Annotated in this window: 16 protein-coding genes; 8 read left to right on the plus strand and 8 right to left on the minus strand. The window is 70.2% G+C overall.

Translation table 11 applies throughout. The features are described from left to right. Positions 1–3: 3 nt before the first annotated feature. The 3 genes from G9Q37_RS10455 to G9Q37_RS10465 form a co-directional block, all read right to left on the minus strand. Positions 4–1794, minus strand: a complete 1791-nt coding sequence (locus G9Q37_RS10455; protein WP_166227138.1) for an acyl-CoA dehydrogenase — start codon at positions 1792–1794, stop codon at positions 4–6. 73 nt (positions 1795–1867) lie between these two features. Then, entirely contained in the window at positions 1868–2800 is a 933-nt protein-coding gene (locus G9Q37_RS10460; protein WP_166227139.1) for an electron transfer flavoprotein subunit alpha/FixB family protein, read from the minus strand. 13 nt (positions 2801–2813) lie between these two features. Continuing rightward, positions 2814–3563: an electron transfer flavoprotein subunit beta/FixA family protein gene (locus G9Q37_RS10465; RefSeq protein ID WP_166227140.1), complete on the minus strand. Its 750-nt coding sequence runs from the start codon at positions 3561–3563 to the stop codon at positions 2814–2816. Positions 3564–3880: 317 nt separating this feature from the next. On the opposite strand from G9Q37_RS10465, the gene G9Q37_RS10470 reads away from it, so the two are divergent. The 3 genes from G9Q37_RS10470 (at position 3881) to G9Q37_RS10480 (ending at position 6763) form a co-directional block, all read left to right on the plus strand. Then, positions 3881–4885, plus strand: coding sequence for a TRAP transporter substrate-binding protein (locus G9Q37_RS10470; protein WP_166227141.1), 1005 nt, complete (start codon positions 3881–3883; stop codon positions 4883–4885). Between the two features lie 82 nt (positions 4886–4967). After that, complete coding sequence (locus G9Q37_RS10475) at positions 4968–5471, plus strand: TRAP transporter small permease (RefSeq protein ID WP_166227142.1); 504 nt, start codon at positions 4968–4970, stop codon at positions 5469–5471. Beyond that, positions 5468–6763, plus strand: a complete 1296-nt coding sequence (locus G9Q37_RS10480; RefSeq protein ID WP_166227143.1) for a TRAP transporter large permease — start codon at positions 5468–5470, stop codon at positions 6761–6763. Before G9Q37_RS10475 ends, G9Q37_RS10480 begins: the two co-directional genes overlap by 4 nt. On the opposite strand, the gene G9Q37_RS10485 is transcribed toward G9Q37_RS10480, so the two are convergent. Then, on the minus strand, positions 6750–8069 hold the full coding sequence (locus G9Q37_RS10485; RefSeq protein WP_166227144.1) for a mechanosensitive ion channel family protein: 1320 nt from the start codon (positions 8067–8069) through the stop codon (positions 6750–6752). The two genes, G9Q37_RS10480 and G9Q37_RS10485, sit on opposite strands and share 14 nt — an antisense overlap. A 53-nt stretch (positions 8070–8122) precedes the next feature. Next, entirely contained in the window at positions 8123–9076 is a 954-nt protein-coding gene (locus G9Q37_RS10490) for a histone deacetylase family protein (RefSeq protein ID WP_166227145.1), read from the minus strand. Positions 9077–9106: 30 nt separating this feature from the next. On the opposite strand from G9Q37_RS10490, the gene G9Q37_RS10495 reads away from it, so the two are divergent. The 5 genes from G9Q37_RS10495 (at position 9107) to G9Q37_RS10515 (ending at position 14680) form a co-directional block, all read left to right on the plus strand. Next, positions 9107–10051, plus strand: coding sequence for an AAA family ATPase (locus tag G9Q37_RS10495; RefSeq protein ID WP_166227146.1), 945 nt, complete (start codon positions 9107–9109; stop codon positions 10049–10051). Beyond that, positions 10051–11031, plus strand: coding sequence for a DUF58 domain-containing protein (locus tag G9Q37_RS10500; RefSeq protein WP_166227147.1), 981 nt, complete (start codon positions 10051–10053; stop codon positions 11029–11031). The genes G9Q37_RS10495 and G9Q37_RS10500 overlap by 1 nt, the downstream gene beginning before the upstream one ends. Before the next feature lie 2 nt (positions 11032–11033). Further along, positions 11034–13055 carry a transglutaminase TgpA family protein gene (locus G9Q37_RS10505; protein ID WP_166231180.1) on the plus strand — a complete coding sequence of 674 codons (2022 nt, stop codon included), beginning with the start codon at positions 11034–11036 and terminating at the stop codon, positions 13053–13055. Positions 13056–13068: 13 nt separating this feature from the next. After that, positions 13069–14142, plus strand: a complete 1074-nt coding sequence (mltB, locus tag G9Q37_RS10510; protein ID WP_166227148.1) for a lytic murein transglycosylase B — start codon at positions 13069–13071, stop codon at positions 14140–14142. A 79-nt stretch (positions 14143–14221) separates the two neighbouring features. Further along, the gene (locus G9Q37_RS10515; RefSeq protein WP_166227149.1) at positions 14222–14680 is read left to right on the plus strand and encodes a type III secretion system chaperone; all 459 of its coding nucleotides are present in this window, start codon (positions 14222–14224) and stop codon (positions 14678–14680) included. Positions 14681–14765: 85 nt separating this feature from the next. Here the strand turns inward: G9Q37_RS10515 and G9Q37_RS10520 are convergent, their stop codons facing one another. From G9Q37_RS10520 to G9Q37_RS10530, 3 genes are read right to left on the minus strand one after another with little or no spacing between them, the layout of a single operon-like run. Further along, on the minus strand, positions 14766–15725 hold the full coding sequence (locus G9Q37_RS10520) for an alpha-E domain-containing protein (RefSeq protein ID WP_166227150.1): 960 nt from the start codon (positions 15723–15725) through the stop codon (positions 14766–14768). Between the two features lie 17 nt (positions 15726–15742). Next, positions 15743–17185, minus strand: a complete 1443-nt coding sequence (locus G9Q37_RS10525) for a circularly permuted type 2 ATP-grasp protein (RefSeq protein WP_166227151.1) — start codon at positions 17183–17185, stop codon at positions 15743–15745. Next, positions 17182–19611, minus strand: a complete 2430-nt coding sequence (locus G9Q37_RS10530; protein ID WP_240936594.1) for a DNA internalization-related competence protein ComEC/Rec2 — start codon at positions 19609–19611, stop codon at positions 17182–17184. The genes G9Q37_RS10525 and G9Q37_RS10530 overlap by 4 nt, the downstream gene beginning before the upstream one ends. Positions 19612–19722: the final 111 nt, after the last annotated feature.

Raw genomic sequence — 19722 nt, forward strand, 5'->3', positions numbered from 1 at the left:
GGATCAGAACGCTTCGAGGGCCATGGCCGTCACGCCCTCGGCGCCCTCGACGATGGACGCCGCCACGCCCGGGGCGCGGCTGAGGATGTGGTCGGCATAGAAGCGCGCGGTGGTGATCTTGGCCTGCATGAAGGCTTTGTCCTGTCCCTTGGCCGACAGGTCTTCGGCCACGAGCAGGGCGCGCGCCAGTTGCCAGCCCGCCATGAGATTGCCCGCGAGCATCAGGTAGGGCACGCTGCCCGCGAAGGCCGCGTTGGGGTTGGCCTTGGTGTTGGCGGCGATGAAGTCCACCGCCTGCTCGAAGGCCTCGCGCGCGGCCGTCAGGCGCTTGGCCACCGCCCGGGCGTTGTCGCTGCCCGAGCGGGCGAGCTCGGCTTCGGTGGTGCGCACCTGGCCGGCGATGGCCTTGGCCACGGTGCCCCCGTCGCGCGCGGTCTTGCGGCCCACGAGGTCGTTGGCCTGGATCGCGGTGGTGCCTTCGTAGATGGTGAGGATCTTGGCGTCGCGGTAGTGCTGGGCCGCGCCGGTTTCTTCGATGAAACCCATGCCGCCGTGCACCTGCACACCCAGGCTGGTGACCTCCAGGCTCATCTCGGTGCTGTAGCCCTTCACCAGCGGCACCAGGAATTCGTAGAAGGCCTGGTTCTGCTTGCGCACCTCGGCGTCCGGGTGGTGGTGGGCCGCGTCGTAGGCGGCCGCGGCCACGCTGGCCATGGCGCGGCAGCCCTCGGTGGCGGCGCGCATGGTCATGAGCATGCGCTTGACGTCGGGGTGGTGGATGATGGGCGCGGCGGTGTTCAGGCTGCCGTCCACCGGGCGGCTCTGCACGCGGTCGCGCGCGTACTGCACGGCCTGCTGGTAGGCGCGCTCGCTGATCGCGATGCCCTGCACGCCCACGGCGTAGCGCGCGGCGTTCATCATGATGAACATGTATTCGAGGCCGCGGTTTTCCTGGCCCACCAGGGTACCGATGGCGCCGCCGTGGTCACCGTACTGCAGCACGGCCGTGGGGCTGGCCTTGATGCCGAGCTTGTGCTCGATGCTCACGCAGTGCACGTCGTTGCGCGCGCCCAGCGAACCGTCGGCGTTGACCAGGAACTTGGGCACCACGAACAGGCTGATGCCCTTGACGCCCTCGGGCGCGCCGACCACGCGCGCCAGCACCAGGTGCACGATGTTGTCGGCCATGTCGTGCTCGCCGTAGGTGATGTAGATCTTGGTGCCGAAGATCTTGTAGGTGCCGTCGGGCTGCGGCTCGGCGCGGGTGCGCACGGCGGCCAGGTCCGAGCCGGCCTGCGGCTCGGTGAGGTTCATGGTGCCGGTCCATTCGCCGCTGATGAGCTTGGGCAGGTAGGTGTCCTTCTGCGCGTCGCTGCCCGCGGTCAGCAGGGCTTCGATGGCGCCGTCGGTGAGCAGCGGGCACAGCGCGAAGCTCAGGTTGGCGCTGTTGAGCATTTCGCCGCAGGCCGAACCGATGGTCTTGGGCAGGCCCTGGCCACCGAAATCGGTGGGGTGCTGCAGGCCCTGCCAGCCGCCCTCGGCGTACTGGCGGTAGGCGTCCTTGAAGCCGGGCGTTGTGGTGACCACGCCGTCTTTCACGAACGAGGGCTTGAGGTCGCCCTCGCGGTTGAGCGGGGCCACCACGCCCTCATTGAGCTTGGCGCATTCCTCGAGCACCGCCTGAGCGGTTTCCAGGCCCGCGTCTTCGAAGCCGGGCAGTTGGGCAACCTGGTCGATGCGCGCCAGGTGCTCGATGTTGAACAGCATGTCCTTGACGGGGGCGGTGTAGCTCATGGGGTGTCTCCGGGAAAGCAAAGATGCAGAAAAAAGGGCATCGCAAGCGATGCCCTTGGGGATGCGCTGCCGATCAGAGCGCCTTGACGATCTCGGGCACGGCCTCGAAGAGGTCGGCCTCCAGGCCGTAGTCGGCCACGCTGAAGATCGGGGCCTCGGGGTCCTTGTTGATCGCGACGATCACCTTGGAGTCCTTCATGCCGGCCAGGTGCTGGATGGCGCCCGAGATGCCCGCGGCGATGTAGAGCTGCGGCGCCACGATCTTGCCGGTCTGGCCGACCTGCAGGTCGTTGGGCGCGTAGCCCGCGTCCACCGCGGCGCGGCTGGCGCCGATGGCGGCGCCGAGCTTGTCGGCCAGCGGCGTGATGACCTCGGTGAACTTCTCGGCGCTGCCCAGGGCGCGGCCGCCCGAGACGATGATCTTGGCCGCGGTGAGCTCGGGGCGGTCGCTCTTGGCGATCTCGCTGCCCACGAAGGTGCTCTTGCCCGAATCGGCCACGGCGCTGGCGCTCTCCACGGCGGCGCTGCCACCGCTGGCGGCGGCGGCGTCGAAGCCGGTGGTGCGCACGGTGATGACCTTGACCTTGTCGCCGCTCTGCACGGTGGCGATGGCGTTGCCCGCGTAGATCGGGCGCTCGAAGGTGTCGGCGCTCACGACCTTGGTGACGTCGCTGAGCTGCGCCACATCGAGCAGCGCGGCCACGCGCGGGGCCACGTTCTTGCCCGAGGCGGTGGCGGGGAACAGGATGTGGCTGTAGTTGGCGGCCAGTGCGATGACCTGCGCGGCCACGTTCTCGGCCAGGCCGTGGGCGAAGCCCTCGGCGTCGGCGTGGATCACCTTGCTCACGCCGGCGATCTGGCTGGCCGCCTGGGCGGCCGCCGCGGCGTTGTGGCCCGCGACCAGCACGTGCACCTCGCCGCCGCATTGCGCGGCCGCGGTCACGGTGTTGAGGGTGGCGCCCTTGATGGCGGCGTTGTCGTGTTCGGCAATAACCAGTGCAGTCATTTCAGTGCGCTCCTCAGATCACCTTGGCTTCGTTCTTGAGCTTGCTCACAAGGGTGGCCACATCGGGCACCTTCACGCCGGCGCCGCGCTTGGGCGGCTCGCTCACCTTGAGGGTCTTGATGCGCGGGGCCACGTCCACGCCGAGGTCCTCGGGCTTGATGGTCTCCAGCGGCTTCTTCTTGGCCTTCATGATGTTGGGCAGCGTCACGTAGCGCGGCTCGTTCAGACGCAGGTCGGTGGTGACCACGGCGGGCATGGCCACCGAGAGCGTCTCCAGGCCGCCGTCGACCTCGCGGGTCACTTTGGCGTTCTGGCCGTCGATCTCGACCTTGCTCGCGAAGGTCGCCTGCGGCAGGCCGGCCAGCGCGGCCAGCATCTGGCCGGTCTGGTTGCAGTCGTCGTCGATCGCCTGCTTGCCCAGGATCACCAGGCCGGGCTGTTCCTTGTCCACCAGCGCCTTGAGCAGCTTGGCCACGGCCAGCGGCTGCAGTTCGGCATCAGTCTCGACCAGGATGGCGCGGTCGGCGCCGATGGCCATGGCCGTGCGCAGCGTTTCCTGGCACTGCGCCACGCCGCAGGAGACGGCGATCACCTCGGTGGCCGCACCCTTTTCTTTCAGGCGCACCGCCTCTTCCACGGCGATCTCGTCGAAGGGGTTCATGGACATCTTCACGTTGGCGATGTCCACTCCGCTGCCGTCGCTCTTCACGCGGACTTTCACGTTGTAGTCGACCACGCGCTTGACGGGGACGAGGACCTTCATGCTGGCTTGCTCCTATGGTGGTTGATGCGGTCGCGCAATTGACGTGCACGTCAACTCGGCATTGTAGGCGCGGGTCTGGTGCGGGCCGCCCGCCGAAAAGCGAACGATCGTGCTTTTTTGATTATAGAGATACCGGCACGGGCATCTTCGAATACCCCTGCGCGCACTTGTCGTTGCGCCGACATTCGCCGACCGTTGGGTCGGCGAACCCGGGTAAGTCTGGAGCCTCAGGCACGAACCCAAGGCCTATATTGGGTCACCACCCGTTGGTTATGTTGGATCACCAAAGGGCCAATCCCGTCGCTGGAGCAAACCGCATGAAGCTGATTCCCCTTCTGGCCACCGCCGCCCTGCTGGGCACCGGCATGGCCTCGGCGCAGACCGTGTTCACCGCCTCTTCGTGGGTCGGCCCCACGCACACGCTGAGCGTGGCGCAGAAGTCGTGGTGCGACCTGCTCGAGAAGGAAAGCAGCGGGCGCATGAAGTGCAACATCCTGCCCAAGGGCGTGGCCGCCGCGCCGGGCACCTTCGACGCGGTGCGCGACGGCCTGGCCGACATCTCCTTCACCGTGGACGGCTACACGCCGGGCCGCTTCGTCTTCACGCAACTGGCCGAGTTCCCCTTCCTGGGCGACAGCGCGCTCGCCACCTCGGTGGCCTACCAGCACCTGTACACCAAGTACTTCGCGCCGCTGGGCGAGCACCGGGGCGTGAAGGTGCTGGGCGTGTTCACGCACGGCCCCGGCATCATCTTCAACAGCAAGCAGCCGGTGAAGACCGCCGAAGACGCCACCAAGCTCAAGTTCCGCATCGGCGGCGGCAACATCAACGAGCTCTCCAAGCTCATGGGCTTCAACACCACGCTCAAGCCTGCGCCCGATTCCTTCGAGCTGCTGTCCACCGGCGTCATGGACGGCACCTTCTTCCCCGACGAATCGGTGGCCTCGTTCAAGCTGAGCATGATCAAGCACGCCACCACCTTCCCGGGCGGGCTCTACAACACCAGCTTCGTGTTCATGATGAACCCGGCCAAGTACAACGCGCTGTCGGCGCAGGACAAGGCGGTGGTCGACAAGATCTCGGGCGAGACCGCCGCGCGCATCTTCGGCGAGGGCTGGGACAAGGTCGACGCCTCCAGCCGCGAGCTGCAGAAGACCCAGGGCGTGGCCCGCATCCAGGCCGACGACTCCTTCATCAAGGCCGTCACCGCCAAGCAGGCCGAGCTCGAAGACAAATGGGCCGCGGCCGCGGCCGCCAAAGGCCTGAAGGACCCCAAGGCCGTGCTGGCCGAGTTCCGCGCGGAGATCAAGAAGGTCAAGTGACACCCGGGTCCTGAACACCAGGCCCTCCCGCACGGCGGGCAGTCATCCGGCTGCCCGCCGTTGTCGCATCACGGTTTCCCCCATGCTCACCTTCCTGGATCGCGCACTGCGCTGGTCGACCGGCTTCATGGCCGCGATGGCCTTGTTCACCATCATGTGGCTCACCGTCTTCGACGTGACGGGCCGCAAGTTCCTCAACCACTCCGTGCCCGGCGGGCTGGAGCTCACCGAAGTGCTGATGGTCGTGGTGATCTTCGGCGCGCTGCCGCTGGTCTCGTGGCGCAGCGAGCACGTGGTGTTCGACTCGCTCGACCCCTTCATCCCCGACTGGATCCAGAGCGTCCAGCAGCGCCTGGTGCACCTGGTGTGCGCGCTCGCGTTCGGCTTCATGGCCTACCTCATGGTGCTGCGCGCCGACCGCTTCGCCGAGTACGGCGACATCACCGTGTACCTGCAGCTGCCGCTGTCGCCCGTGGCCTGGATGATGGCCGTCTTTCTCGCCGTGACGGCGCTGGTGCACGCGGTGTTCGTGGTGGTGCGCGCGCCGCAGCGCGATGCGGGGCCGGGCGAAGGGAGCGTTGCATGATCGAAGCATCCATCGGCTTCGCTGCCGTCTTCATCATGGCCGCGCTGCGCATCCCGCTGGCGGTGTGCATGGTCACCGTGGGCATGGGCGGCCTGGCCCTGCTGCGCGGCTGGCAGCCCGCGCTCGCCAGCACCAGCCAGGTGATCTTCGAGACCGGCTTCGCCTACGTGCTCTCGGTCATCCCGCTGTTCGTGCTCATGGGCAACTTCGTCGCGCGCGCGGGCATGGCGCGCGAGCTCTTCCAGGCCGCCAACGCCTTCGTCGGCCACCGCCGCGGCGGCCTGGCCATGGCCAGCATCATCGCCTCGGGCGGCTTCGGCGCCATCTGCGGCTCCTCCATCGCCACCGCCGCCACGATGACGCGCGTGGCCTACCCCGAGATGAAGCGCCACGGCTACCGCGACGCGCTCGCGGCCGGCTCCATCGGCGCCGGCGGCACGCTGGGCATCCTCATCCCGCCCTCGACCATCATGGTGATCTACGGGATCATCACCGAGACCGACATCGGCAAGCTCTTCGTGGCCGGCATCCTGCCCGGCATCGTGGCCATCGTCTGCCTGTGCCTGGCCGTGGTGGTCGTGACCTGGCGCGACCCCGCGGCCGGCCCCGCCGCCGAGCGCCACAGCTGGCCCGAGCGGCTGCGCGCGCTGCGCAACGTCTGGGGCGTGGCGCTGCTGTTCGCGCTCGTCATCGGCGGCATCTACGGCGGCGTGTTCACCGCCACCGAGGGCGCGGGCGTGGGCGCGGGCGGCGCCTTCGTGTTCGCGCTGCTGCGCGGCTCGCTCACGCCGCGCGCGCTGCTGGAGATCCTGCAGGAGAGCGCGCGCACCACGGCCATGCTGTTCACCATCCTGATCGCGGCCATGGTGTTCACCAGCTTCGTGAACTTCACCAGCATGCCCAACGACCTGCGCGACTTCATCGTGCAGTTCAGCCCCGAGCCCATCATGGTCGTGGTGATGATGATGGTGATCTACATCCTGCTCGGCCTGGTCATGGAGGAGCTCTCGATGGTGCTGCTCACCATCCCCGTGTTCTTCCCCGTCATCACCGGCCTGGGCTACGACCCGGTGTGGTTCGGCATCCTCATCGTCACCGTGATCGAGATCGGCATGATCTCGCCGCCCGTGGGCATGAACCTGTTCGTGATCAACGCGCTGCTGCCCAAGGTGCCGCTCAATCAGATCTTCCGCGGCGTCTGGCCCTTCGTGTTCGCCGACATCGTGCGCCTGGGCATCCTGGTGGCCTTCCCGGTGATCTCGCTCTGGCTGCCGGGGTTCATGAACCGCTGAACGCCGCGCCCTCGCCGCCGCCCTGCCCCACCACGCGCACCACGCGCTGGGGGAAGGGGATGTCGATGTGGTGGGCGCGCAGCGCGTTCAGGATCGCGCGGTTGATGTCCGAGCGCAGGTTGAGCTGGCCGTTCTCGGGATCGTCGATGGTGTAGCTCAGGGTGAACTCGAGGCCGTCGGCGCCGAAGTTGGACAGGGCCACCGAGGGCGCCGGGTCTGCGAGCACGCGGGGCCGGTCGCGCACCGCGTCGAGCAGCAGGCGCTCCACGAGTTCGATGTCGCTGTCGTAGTTGACGGTGAGCACCACCGTCTGGCCCACGCGCCCGCGCACCGGCGAGAGGTTTTCCACGCGGCTGGTGATCAGCGTCTCGTTGGGCACGATGGATTCGCGCCCGTTGAGCGCGCGCACCAGGGTGTAGCGCGCGTTGATGTCGGTGATGCGGCCCTCGAAGTTGTCCACGCGCACGTTGTCGCCGATGCGCACGCTGCGCTCGGCCAGGATCACGAAGCCGCTCACGTAGTTGGACGCGAGCTTCTGCAAACCGAAGCCGATGCCCACGCCCACCGCGCCGCCCAGCACCGACAGCGCGGTGAGGTCGATGCCCACCGCCGACAGCGCCACGATCAGGCCCACGAACATGAGCAGCGCGCGCGTGAAGTTGCTCACCGCCTTGCGCAGCGAAAGCTCGCTGCCCACCGCGTTGCGCAGCAGACGTGCCTCGATGGCGGCCGAGATCCACAGTGCCACGATGAGCACGATGGACGCGGTGAGCAGCCCCTCGACCAGCGTGCGCAGGCTCAGGGTACTGCTGCCGGTCTTCCAGGTGACCTGGTCCATCTCGGCCAGCACCACGGGCAGCAGGCCGCTCACCCACAGCACCATGGCGGCCCAGGCCACCCACGAAATGGTGCGCTCGAGCAGGCGCACCCAGGGCTGGCCGTCGAAGGCCACCTGCAGCACCTTCACGCCGAGCCGGATGACCACCAGCGACACCAGCACCGGAATGGCGACGTGGAACACCGCAAGCGGCACGAACTTGACCATCACGCCGCGCGCCACATAGCCGAGCAGCAGCAGCACCATGGGGAACAGCGCGCCGTCGATGAGGCGTTCGCCGAACAGCACCGAGTTCGGCGCGTGCTGCATCGAGAGCGCGCGGCGCAGCGCGCGCGTGAACAGCCAGGCCACCAGCACCGCCACGGCGAGCGCGGCCAGTTCGGCCAGCGACGCGGGTTGCAGCAAGCCACGCAGCCAGGCGCCGAAATCGTCAACCGGGCGGGGGGCCGGGGGAATGAGGTCGTTCATCGGGAGCCGACAAAAGAGAGAAAAGAAAGAAAAGGCGCGGCCCGGCGGGCCGCTCACACACCCGCGAGCACGCGCAGATGGGCCTCGACACTGCGCGCCAGCGCATCGAGCGCGTAGCCGCCTTCGAGGCAGCTCACGAGGCGGCCCTGCGCGTGGCGGTCGGCCACGGCCTTGATGCGTTCGGTCAGCCAGGCGTAGTCGGACTCGACCAGCCCGAGCTGGGCCATGTCGTCCTCGCGGTGGGCGTCGAAGCCCGCGCTCACGAAAACCATCTGCGGGCGGTGCTCGTCGAGCCGCGGCATCCAGTGGATGTCCACGAGCTCGCGGATGGCCATGCCGCGCGTGTAGGCGGGCACCGGCAGGTTCACGAGGTTGGGCGCCACCGCGTGCTCACCGGGCGGGTAGAACGGGTGCTGGTAGAAGCTGCACATGAGGATGCGCTCGTCGCCGGCCACGATGTCCTCGGTGCCGTTGCCGTGGTGCACGTCGAAATCGATCACGGCCACGCGCTGCAGGCCGTGGCGCTCGAGCGCGTACTTGGCCGCCACCGCCACGTTGTTGACGAAACAAAAGCCCATGGCCTGGCGGCGCGTGGCGTGGTGCCCGGGCGGGCGCACGGCGCAGAAGGCGTTGGCGAGTTCGCCCGCCATCACCGCGTCCACCGCATCGATGGCGGCGCCCGCGGCCATCAGGATGGCGTCCCAGCTGTGCGGGTTCATGGAGGTGTCGGGGTCGACCTGGGCGCGCGAGGGGCCGCCGGCCTGCATGTCGTCGCGCAGCTGTTCGGCCAGGCCGCGCAGCGACGCGAGGTGCATGCGGTCGTGCGCGAGTTCGAGGTCGGCCAGCGCGGCCGCGGTGGCTTCGCGCCGCTCCAGCGCGGCGTCGAGGCCGGTCACGAGCAACCGGTCTTCGATCGCATCGAGCCGTTCGGGGCATTCGGGGTGGCCGGCGCCCATCTCGTGCTGCCAGCATGCCCGGTGGGTGAAATAACCTGTGGCGTGGGACATCTCTGAACTGCTGTGAGAATCGCGGCCGCTATGCAAGACCAACGACAAAGCCAACGACAGATCGACGGCAAGATCCAGCAACTGCTGAGCCAGCTTAACACGGTGATCGTGGGCAAAGCGCAGCAGGTCAACGACAGCGTGGCCTGCCTGCTGGCGGGCGGCCACCTGCTGATCGAGGACGTGCCTGGCGTGGGCAAGACCACGCTGGCGCACGCGCTCGCGCGATCCTTTGGCCTGCAATTCGCTCGCGTGCAATTCACCGCCGACCTGATGCCCACCGACCTGATCGGCGTGTCCATCTACGAACGCGGCCGCGAGGCCTTCGTGTTCCACCCGGGCCCGGTGTTCGCCCAGGTGCTGCTGGCCGACGAGATCAACCGCGCCAGCCCCAAGACGCAGAGCGCGCTGCTCGAAGCGATGGAGGAAAAGCAGGTCACGGTGGAGGGCGAGACCCGGCGCCTGCCCGAGCCCTTCTTCGTGATCGCCACGCAGAACCCGCACGACCAGCTCGGCACCTACGCGCTGCCCGAATCGCAGCTCGACCGCTTCCACATGCGGCTGTCGCTGGGCTACCCCGACCGCGCCGCCGAGCGCGAGCTGCTGCGCGGCCAAGACCGGCGCTCGCTGATCGAATCGCTGCCACCCGCGCTCACGCCCGACGACCTGGCCCGCCTGCAGCGCGCGGTGGCCGCGGTGCACACCGCCGAGCCGGTGCTCGAATACCTGCAGGACCTGGTGGCCGCCACGCGCAACGGACGCTGGTTCCTGCAAGGCCTGTCGCCGCGCGCCGCACTGGCCGTGGTGCGCGCCGCCAAGGCCCAGGCCTTCCTGCAGGGGCGCGACTACGTGGCGCCCGACGACCTCGCCGCCATCCTGCCCCAGACCACGGCACACCGCCTGATCCCCGTGCGCGACGCCGGCCGCGGCCCGCTCGAGCAGGTGCGCGCCATGCTCGACGCCGTCCCCCTGCCCTGATGAACCCGCTGCGTCCGCTGCGCCGCCGCCTCCAGACCTGGTTCCACAACCGGATCCGGCGCAGCGACACCCTCACGCTCACGCAGCGCAACGTCTACATCCTGCCCTCGAGCCCGGGCTGGATGCTGGCGCTGACCCTGGCCGTGCTGCTGCTGGCCAGCATCAACTACCAGCTCAACCTCGGCTACCTGCTCACTTTCCTGCTCGCGGGCAGCGCGCTGGTGGGCATGCACGTGTGCCACGGCAACCTGCGCGGACTCACGCTGCACCTGCACCCGCCCGAGCCCGTGCACGCGCACGAGGCCGTGGTGCTGGAGCTGCAGCTCGCCAGCGAGCGCCGCCGCGTGCGGCACGGCATCGGCCTGGGCGTGGTCGACGCCGACGGCAAGGCCCCGACGCTGGCCTGGACCGACGTGCCCGCCCAGGGCCGCACCCCGGTGCAGCTGGCCTGGCGCGCGCCCGGCCGGGGCCTGCATGCGCTGCCCACGCTGATGGCGCAAACCGGGTTCCCGCTCGGCACCTTCCGCGTCTGGGCCTTCTGGCGCCCCGCGTCCACCGCTCTGGTGTACCCCGAACCCGAAGCCCACCCGCCGCCCTTGCCCCCGGGCGAGCCGCAGGGCGGCGGCGCCGGCAGCGCGCGCGTGCAGGCCACGGGCGAGTACGACGGCGTGCGCCCCTACCGCCGCGGCGACCCGCTGAAATCCGTGGTGTGGAAGAAGGCCGCTCAGGCCTTCGCGAGCGGCCGCGACGAGCTCGTGAGCCGCGACGCGCTGTCCAGCCAGCGCCAGGCGCTGTGGCTGGACATCAACCAGTGCGGCGGCGCGGGCATGGAAGCGCGCCTGTCGCGCCTGACGGCATGGGTGCTCATGGCCGACCGGCTCGGCCTCGACTACGGCCTGCGCGTGCCCGGGCGCGAGATCGCCCCCGACCAGGGCGCAGCCCACCGCGCCCGCTGCCTGGAGGCGCTGGCGCTGTGCTGACCCTGCACACTCCCGGCCGCGGCGCCAGCCTGCCCCGCGACACGCGCGACACGCTGTTCCTGCTCGCGGTCATCGCCTGGGTCGTCGCGCTGCAGGCGGCCCACATCCCCGCCTGGACCACCGCGCTCACCGGCGTGCTGCTGGCGTGGCGCGGCTGGCTTGCGCTCCAGGCCCGGCCGCTGCCGGGCTGGCCGTGGCGCGCGGGCCTGCTGGCCGTGGCCCTGGCCGGCACCTGGGCCAGCCACGGCACGCTGCTCGGTCAGAACGCGGGCGTGACCCTGGTGGTGGTGCTGCTGGCGCTCAAGACGCTGGAGCTGCGCGCGCGCCGCGACGCCTTCGTGGTGTTCTTCCTCGGCTTCTTCGCGCTGCTCACGCACTTCTTCTATTCGCAGTCGCTGGTCACGGCCGCGGGCATCCTGGTGGCGCTGCTGGGCCTGCTCACCGCGGTGGTCAATGCCCACATGCCGGTGGGCCGGCCGCCGCTCGCACAGGCCGCGCGCATCGCCGCCGGCATGGCGCTGATGGGCGCGCCCATCATGCTGGTGCTGTTCCTGCTGTTCCCGCGCATCGCGCCACTGTGGGGCGTGCCCAACAACAACCCCACGGGCACCAGCGGCCTGTCCGAAGACATGCGCGTGGGCGATGTGGCGCAGCTCGCGCTCGACGACAGCATCGCCCTGCGCGTGCGCTTCGACGGCCCGCCGCCCCCTGCGGCCCTGAGCTACTTCCGCGGCCCGGTGCTGAGCCGCTTCGACGGCCGCCGCTGGACGCAGCAGCTCGAACCCACGGCGCTGTCGGCCGGCCTGCGCGCCGAGCTGCGCCCGCGCGGCGAGCCGCTGCGTTACGAGGTCACGCTGGAGCCGCACCAGCGGCGCTGGCTGTTCGTGCTCGAGGCCGCCACCGAAGCGCCCGAGCTGCCCGGCAACCGCGTGCGCATGACCACCGACCTGCAGTGGGTCACGCAGCGCCCCATCGTGTCGCTGGTGCGCTACCGCGCGCAAAGCCACGTCGATTTCGGCCACGGCCCGCTGCAGGACAGCGCCGCCCTGCGCGAGTTCGTCGACCTGCCCCCGGGCTTCAATCCCCGCACCCTGCAACTCGCGCAGGACCTGCGCCGCGTCCATGGCCCGGGGCCGCAGAACGCGCCCGCGCTGGTCGACGCCGTGCTCGAGCGCCTGCGCACCGGCGGCTTCGTCTACACCCTGGAGCCCGGCGTGTACGGCCAGCACACCGCCGACGAGTTCTGGTTCGACCGCAAGGCCGGCTTCTGCGAGCACTTCGCGAGCGCCTTCGCGGTGCTCATGCGCGCCATGGACATCCCGGCCCGCGTGGTCACGGGCTACCAGGGCGGCGAGCTCAACGGCGTCGATGGCTACTGGACCGTGCGCCAGCGCGACGCCCACGCCTGGACCGAGGTGTGGCTGCAGGGCCGCGGCTGGGTGCGGGTGGACCCCACGGGCGCGGCGGTGCCCTCGCGCATAGGCTCGCTGCAACGGCTGCAGGCCCCGGCCGGCGCCGTGGCGGGTGCGTTGCAGGCCGCTGTGGGGCCCAACTTCATCGGCCTGCTGCGCGCCAACTGGGAGGCGCTCAACAACACCTGGAACCAGTGGGTGCTCAACTACACGCAAGACCGCCAGTTCGAGCTGCTGCGCTCCCTGGGCGTGGCGTCACCGAGCTGGCAGGACCTGGCCCTGGTGCTGTTCGCGGTGGTGGTCGTGGTGAGCCTGGTGGGCGCGGCCTGGGCCGTCTGGGAACGCCGTCGCCACGACCCCTGGCTGCGCCTGCTGCACCACGCGGGCAGGCGCCTGAGAACCCTGGGCCTGCAGGCCAGCGACCGGACCCCGCCGCGCGAACTCGCCTGCCAGCTGCGCGAGCGTTTTGCGCAAGACCCCGCCGCAGCGGCGCTGGCCGACTGGCTGCTGCGCCTGGAAGCGCAGCGCTACGCGCCCCACAGCACCACCACGCTGGCCGAACTGCGGCGCGAGTACCGCCGGCTGCGTTGGCCCCCGGCGCGCGGCGCGTGATGAAATCGGGGCAATGAAACGCCGATCGATCCCGCTCGCCCTGCTGGCCGCGAGCCTGCCACCCGCCTGGGCCACCGCCCCTTCGGGCCACCCCAAAACCCGCCCCGCCGCGCGCAAGGCCGCGCCCGAGCGCTTCTACCGCGACCACCCGGCCGCCATGGCCTTCGCCGACGATCTCGCCCAGCGCCGCGGTCTCGACACCGGGTGGGTGCGCGAGCAGATCGGCCGCGCGCGCCGGCTCGACGCCGCCATCCGCGGCGTCACGCCGCCACCCGCGGGCGTGCCCAAGAACTGGGCCGCCTACCGCGCGCGCTTCATCGAGCCCGTCCGCCTCGCCGCGGGCCAGCGCTTCTGGCTGGACAACCGCGCCACGCTGGCGCGCGCCGAGGCCGAGTTCGGCGTGCCCGCCAGCCTCATCGTGGGCGTGATCGGCGTGGAAACGCTGTATGGCCGCCACACCGGCACCCACAAGGTGATGGACGCCATCACCACGCTGGCCTTCGACTTCCCCGCCGTGCACCCCCGCGCGGCCGCGCGCACCGCCTTCTTCCGCGACGAACTCGAACAGCTGCTGAGCCTGTGCCAGCGCGGCGGCATCGATCCGCACAGCCTGCTGGGCAGCTTCGCGGGCGCCATGGGCTGGCCGCAGTTCATGCCCAGCAGCTGGGTGAAGTACGCGATCGACTTCGACGGCGACGGCCGCATCGACCTCTTCGACAGCCCGGCCGACGTGATCGGCTCGGTCGCGAACTACTTCAAGACCTTCGGCTGGCAAAGCGCCATGCCCACGCACTACCCGGTGCGCTTCGACCCGGCCCGGCTCGACCTCGACACCCTGCTCGCGCCCGACATCCTGCCCAGCTTCAGTGTCGAGAACTTCCTCGCCAACGGCGCGGTCGTGGACGGCGAGGCGCTGCAGCACCCGGGCAAGCTCGCGCTGATCGAGCTGCAGAACGCGGGCGCGCCATCCAGCTACGTGGCCGGCACCGACAACTTCTACGTGGTCACGCGCTACAACTGGAGCAGCTACTACGCCATGGCCGTGATCGAGCTCGGCGAGGCGGTGAAGGCGGCGCTGCAGCGCTGAGGCCGCCCAATGGGTTAAGCCGATTCGGCCTCTTGCATGAGGAACCGCCGCGGTGCGGTGCATTACGAATGCAGGGCCCATGAACCCCGACCAAGTCCTGCAGGCGCTCGCCACCGCCTTCGACACCCCCGACCTGCGATTCGACGCCAACGGTTGCGCGCGCCTGCGCGTGGACGACCGCATCGATGTGAACTTCGAGCGCAGCAGCGGGCACCTGCTGCACGTGTACTGCCCGCTGGGCCAACTGCCGGCCGACCACCGCGAGCCGATCTACGAGCGCCTGCTCACGGCCAACCTGTTCGGTGCCGAAACGGGCGGCGCCTCGCTCGCCATCGACCCGGAATTCGGTGAGATCGTGCTGTGCACCGACGTGGGCAACCACGGCTGGACGGCCGAACTCATCGCCTCGCGCATCGACCGCTTCGTGGACGCCGCCCTGGCCTGGCAAGAGCGCTTCACCGAACTCGCGGCCATGCCGGGCGATGCCGCGGCGCAGGCGAGCTTCCAGCGCCCGGTCGAATTTGTCGAGCATGCCTGAAACCTGGCCATTGGCAGGCCGACACCCTCGCTGGCCGACGCACTGAGGCGACCCGGCACCGGAACGAACGGGAAACCCGCCGCGCCTAGCCCGCCGGCACCAGAAAGTCCTGGCTGATGCGCCAGCCGAGTTCGTTCACGCGGTCGAGAAACTGCGTGAGGTAGGCGTGCAGGCCCGTGGCCAGGATCTCGTCGATGCGGCCGTACTGCAGTTCGGCCTTGAGCTTGCCCGCACGGCGCAGCGTTTCGGCGCTGTTGTCGTGCGCCACCACGCCCAGGTTGTTCACCACCTCGTTCACGCTCGCGGCCAGGCTGCGCGGCATGTCGGCGCGCAGGATCAGCAGCTCGGCCACCCGCTCGGGCGTGATCACGTCGCGGTATACCTTGCGGTAGACCTCGAAGCCGCTCACGCTGCGCAGGATCGCGCTCCAGTGGTAGAAGTCGTACTCCTGGTCGAGCTCGCTGGCCGCGCCGTAGAAGTCGCTGTGCACCGCGTGGAACTTCACGTCGAGCAGGCGCGCGGTGTTGTCGGCGCGCTCGAGGAAGGTGCCCATGCGGTAGAAGTGGAACGCCTCGTCCTGCAGCATGGTGCCGATGGCCACACCGCGCGAGAGGTGCGAGCGGAACTTGACCCACTCGAAGAACTCGCCCGGGTCGCGCTCGAAGTTCTTGCCCTTGAGCATGCGCGTGAGTTCGAGCCAGGTCTGGTTCTGCGTTTCCCAGAACTCGGTGGTGAGCGCGCCACGCACCGCGCGCGCATTCTCGCGTGCCGCGCGCAGGCACGACACGATGCTCGACGGGTTGTTCTCGTCGCGCACCATGAAGTCGAGCACGTTGCGCGGCGTGATGGCCTCGCCGTACTTGGTGCGGTACGAAGGCATGAGCTCGCTGATGGTCAGCAGGCCTTCCCAGCCCACCTGCGCCACCGCGGCCGATTGCGGCAGCAGCGAGGTCTGGTAGTTGACATCGAGCATGCGCGCGGTGTTCTCCGCGCGCTCGGTGTAGCGCGACATCCAGAAGAGGTGGTCGGCGGTGCGCGACAGCATGTGGGTCTCCCTTGGGTTCAGTCTTCGAGGATCCAGGTGTCTTTCGTGCCACCGCCTTGCGACGAGTTGACCACCAGAGAACCTTCCTTGAGCGCCACGCGCGTGAGGCCGCCGGGCACCAGCTGCACCTCCTTGCCCGAGAGCACGAAGGGCCGCAGATCGATGTGGCGGGGCGCCACGCCGCTTTTCACGTAGGTGGGACAGGTCGACAGCGAGAGCGTGGGCTGGGCGATGTAGCCCTCGGGCTTGGCGATCACGGCCTGGCGGAACTCCTCGATCTCGGCCTTGGTGGACGCGGGCCCGACCAGCATGCCGTAGCCGCCCGCGCCGTGCACCTCTTTCACCACGAGCTCGGGCAGGTGGGCCAGGATGTACTTGAGGTCTTCGGGGTTGCGGCCCATGAAGGTGGGCACGTTGGCCAGGATGGGTTTCTGACCGAGGTAGAACTCGATCATCTTGGGCACATAGGGATAGATCGACTTGTCGTCGGCCACGCCGGTGCCCACCCCGTTGCAGATGCTCACGTTGCCGCTGCGGTACACGTCGAGCAGGCCCGCGCAGCCCAGCGTGGACGTGGGCCGGAACACCAGCGGATCGAGAAAGTCGTCGTCGACGCGGCGGTAGATCACGTCGACCCGGCGCGGGCCGCGCGTGGTGCGCATGTAGACGAAGTTGTCCTTCACGAACAGGTCCTGGCCTTCGACCAGTTCCACGCCCATCTGCTGCGCGAGGAAGGCGTGTTCGAAGTAGGCGCTGTTGTACATGCCGGGCGTGAGCACCACCACCGTGGGCTCGGCCGTGGTGGCCGGGCTCACCGAGCGCAGCGTCTCGAGCAGCAGGTCGGGGTAGTGCGCCACCGGCGCCACGCGGTTCTCGCCGAACAGCTCGGGGAACAGCCGCATCATCATCTTGCGGTCTTCGAGCATGTAGCTCACGCCGCTGGGCACGCGCAGGTTGTCTTCGAGCACGTAGTACTCGCCCTCGCCCTGGGCGTTGGGCGCGCGCACGATGTCGATGCCCGCGATGTGCGAGTAGATCTGGTGCGGCACGTCCACGCCCATCATCTCGGGGCGGAACTGCGCGTTCTGCAGGATCTGGTCGGCCGGGATCACGCCGGCCTTGATGATCTCCTGCTCGTGGTAGACGTCGTGGATGAAGCGGTTGAGCGCGGCCACGCGCTGCACCAGACCCTCTTCCATGGTGCGCCATTCGTGGGCCGGGATGATGCGCGGGATCAGGTCGAAGGGAATGAGCCGCTCGGTGCCGGCGCCGTCTTCGTCCTTGGCGCCGTACACCGCGAAGGTGATGCCCACGCGGCGGAAGATCATCTCGGCCTCTTCGCGGCGGGCGGCCATGACCTCGTCGGGTTGCTCGGACAGCCAGCGTGCGTACTGCCGATAGTGCTCACGCACTTCGGATGGCGAGGCGTGCATCTCGTCGAACATCGGTCGTTGGCTCATGGTTGTTGTGCTCCTGGCAGCAGGATAGCAAGCTCCGGGCCAGCCGCCATGGGCGGGCGGGGTTCGCGGTGCTGCCAGTAGCGCGCGGCCTGCTCGCGCTCGCAACGCATGGCCTCGGGTTCATCGCTGCGCCAGGTGGCCGCGCCGCAGCGCGGCGTGTCCACCCAGGCCAGGCCGCGCGCGTCGTAACGCGCCAGCACGGCCGGCGCCGGATGGCCGTAGCGGTTGCGGTAGCCCGCCTGCACCACCACCCAGCGCGGCCGCAGGGTGTTGAGCAGCACCGGGCTCGACGAGCTGGCGCTGCCGTGGTGGGGCGCGAGCAGCAGCGCCACGCGTTCCTGCGGGCGCGCCAGCGCCAGCCGCGTCTCCTGCGCCGCGGGCACGTCGCCCGTGAGCCAGGCCACCTGGGCGCCGGCCGCGATGCGCAGCACACACGACAGCGCGTTGGTCGGCACACCCACTCGGGCGTAGGTGGCGTCGTCGGGGTGCAGCAACTCGAAGTCCACGCCGTCCCAGTGCCAGCGCTCGCCCGCGCGGCAGCGCGAGGCCGGGTCGTCGTCGAACGACGAACGCCACACCGCCCCGGGGAACGCGCGCCGCAGGGCGTCGGCGCCACCGGCGTGGTCGCTGTCGCGGTGGCTGATCACCACCCGATCGGGCTGCACGCCCAGGGCGCGCAGCAGCGGCAGCACGGTGCGCTCGCCGGCGTCGGCCTCAGGGCTCCAGCGCGGGCCGCTGTCGTAGACCAGGGCGTGCCGCGCCGTTCGCACCAGCACCGCGCTGCCCTGCCCGACGTCGATGGCCAGCACCTCGAACACGCCTGGCGGCGGGCGCGGCGGCTCGTACAGCCAGGCCGGGGCCATGAGCAGCAGGCCGGCCAGGCGCATCACGGCGGGCAGCCGCATCACCAGCAAGGCGCCGCCGGCCACCGCGGCCAGCGCGGCCGAGAAGGGCACGGCGGGGCGGTGCACCACAGCCCAGGGCCATGCGGCCATGGGCTGCAGCAGCGCATTGAGCAGCTCCACCGCCCACGCGGCCAGCGACCACAGCGGGTGCAGCAACACGCCCAGCAAGGCCAGCGGCGTGACCACGAACCCTACCCAGGGCACGGCCACCAGGTTGGCGAGCAGGCCCACCAGCGAGAACTGGCCAAACAGCAGCAGGCCCAGCGGTGCGAGGCCCAGCGTCATCAACCATTGCTCGCGCCACAGGCGCGCCGCGGCACGCCCGCCGCGGTGCCACAGCGGCAGGCTGCGGGCGCCGGCCGGCGAAGGGCGGCCCGGGTCGGCCGCGAACAGCAGCGCCACGGCCAGAAAACTCAACCAGAACCCCGCGTCCAGCAGCGCCCAGGGGTCGAGCACCAGCACGGCCGCCATCGCGAACAGCCACACGGCGGGCCAGGGCCATTGGCGCACGGTCACGCGCAGCCCCACGACCAGCGCCAGCATGAGCACGGTGCGCTGCGCAGGCACGTCGCCGCCGGCGAGCAGTGCATAGGCCGCGGCGGCCAGCACGCCGCCCACCGCCGCGGCGTGGCTCGCGGGCCAGCGCATGGGCAATGCGGGCCACCAGCGGCCGATGCCGCGCCACAGCGCCGCGATGAGCACGGTCGCCAGCCAGGCAAACAGCGTCACGTGCGCGCCCGAGATCGCCATCGCATGGGCGGTGGCGGTGTCGCGGTACAGCGCCCAGTCGGCGCGGTCGATCGCGGCCTGGTCGCCCACCGCGAGCGCCGCGATCACCCCGGCGCTTCGCGGATCGCCCACCCGCTGCGCGATGGCCTGTGCAATGGCCTGCCGCGCGCGGTCCACCGGGTGCCAGGGCGTGGTGCCCAGGCGCCGGGGCGGCGCCGCCCGCGGGCCCAGGCGCACCGAGCCGGTCGCGCCGATGCCCTGCTCCCAGAGCCAGCGCTCGCGGTCGAAGCCGCTCGGATTGGCATCGCCGTGCGGGCGCTTCAGGCGCACCTCGAGGGCCCAGCGGTCGCCTGCGCGCAGGTCGGGCGGCTCGGTCTCGTCGTTGGCCGCACGGTACCAGCCCAGCAGCAGGCGCGGCGGCAGCCGCACCTGGGCGCCGGCGAGCGCCGCCCGCTCCACCACGAACACGAAGCGCAGGCCCGTGGCCCCGGCCTGCGGCAGCGAGGCCACGCGGCCCACCACCGCGATGTCGCGGCCTTCGAGCGCCGCATCGAGACCGTCGGCCTGAAAGGCGTGCGCGCGCCAGCCGGTGCAGCCCACGGCCAGCGCCAGGCCGGCGAAGGCCCAGGCCGCGCGGGGGCGCAGCCACAAAGCCAGCAGCCCGCAGAGCACCAGGCTCTGGTACACGGGCAGCGGCCACAGCGCCGCTTGCTGCAGTTGCAGCGCGGTGCCGGCCACGCCGGCGGCCAAGCACCAGCCCGCCCGCCAGGGGATGGGGGTCAGGCTTTGCAAGGGGACGGGGCGGCGGTGTCTGAGGGCATGGGGCCCGCATGCTTGGGCAGGGACGTGGGCCGGGCCATCGGCCACGAGGCCGATTGCTCCGGCGGCCGCCTCGCGCCGTCG

Source organism: Hydrogenophaga crocea, from assembly GCF_011388215.1.
Classification (GTDB): Bacteria; Pseudomonadota; Gammaproteobacteria; order Burkholderiales; family Burkholderiaceae_C; genus Hydrogenophaga; species Hydrogenophaga crocea.

Bases quoted from the DNA above. Each gene is read 5' to 3' on its own strand.
- G9Q37_RS10455 (WP_166227138.1), bottom strand. From the start codon at position 1,794: ATGAGCTACACCGCCCCCGTCAAGGACATGCTGTTCAACATCGAGCAC.
- G9Q37_RS10460 (WP_166227139.1), bottom strand. From the start codon at position 2,800: ATGACTGCACTGGTTATTGCCGAACACGACAACGCCGCCATCAAGGGC.
- G9Q37_RS10465 (WP_166227140.1), bottom strand. From the start codon at position 3,563: ATGAAGGTCCTCGTCCCCGTCAAGCGCGTGGTCGACTACAACGTGAAA.
- G9Q37_RS10470 (WP_166227141.1), top strand. From the start codon at position 3,881: ATGAAGCTGATTCCCCTTCTGGCCACCGCCGCCCTGCTGGGCACCGGC.
- G9Q37_RS10475 (WP_166227142.1), top strand. From the start codon at position 4,968: ATGCTCACCTTCCTGGATCGCGCACTGCGCTGGTCGACCGGCTTCATG.
- G9Q37_RS10480 (WP_166227143.1), top strand. From the start codon at position 5,468: ATGATCGAAGCATCCATCGGCTTCGCTGCCGTCTTCATCATGGCCGCG.
- G9Q37_RS10485 (WP_166227144.1), bottom strand. From the start codon at position 8,069: ATGAACGACCTCATTCCCCCGGCCCCCCGCCCGGTTGACGATTTCGGC.
- G9Q37_RS10490 (WP_166227145.1), bottom strand. From the start codon at position 9,076: ATGTCCCACGCCACAGGTTATTTCACCCACCGGGCATGCTGGCAGCAC.
- G9Q37_RS10495 (WP_166227146.1), top strand. From the start codon at position 9,107: ATGCAAGACCAACGACAAAGCCAACGACAGATCGACGGCAAGATCCAG.
- G9Q37_RS10500 (WP_166227147.1), top strand. From the start codon at position 10,051: ATGAACCCGCTGCGTCCGCTGCGCCGCCGCCTCCAGACCTGGTTCCAC.
- mltB (WP_166227148.1), top strand. From the start codon at position 13,069: ATGAAACGCCGATCGATCCCGCTCGCCCTGCTGGCCGCGAGCCTGCCA.
- G9Q37_RS10515 (WP_166227149.1), top strand. From the start codon at position 14,222: ATGAACCCCGACCAAGTCCTGCAGGCGCTCGCCACCGCCTTCGACACC.
- G9Q37_RS10520 (WP_166227150.1), bottom strand. From the start codon at position 15,725: ATGCTGTCGCGCACCGCCGACCACCTCTTCTGGATGTCGCGCTACACC.
- G9Q37_RS10525 (WP_166227151.1), bottom strand. From the start codon at position 17,185: ATGAGCCAACGACCGATGTTCGACGAGATGCACGCCTCGCCATCCGAA.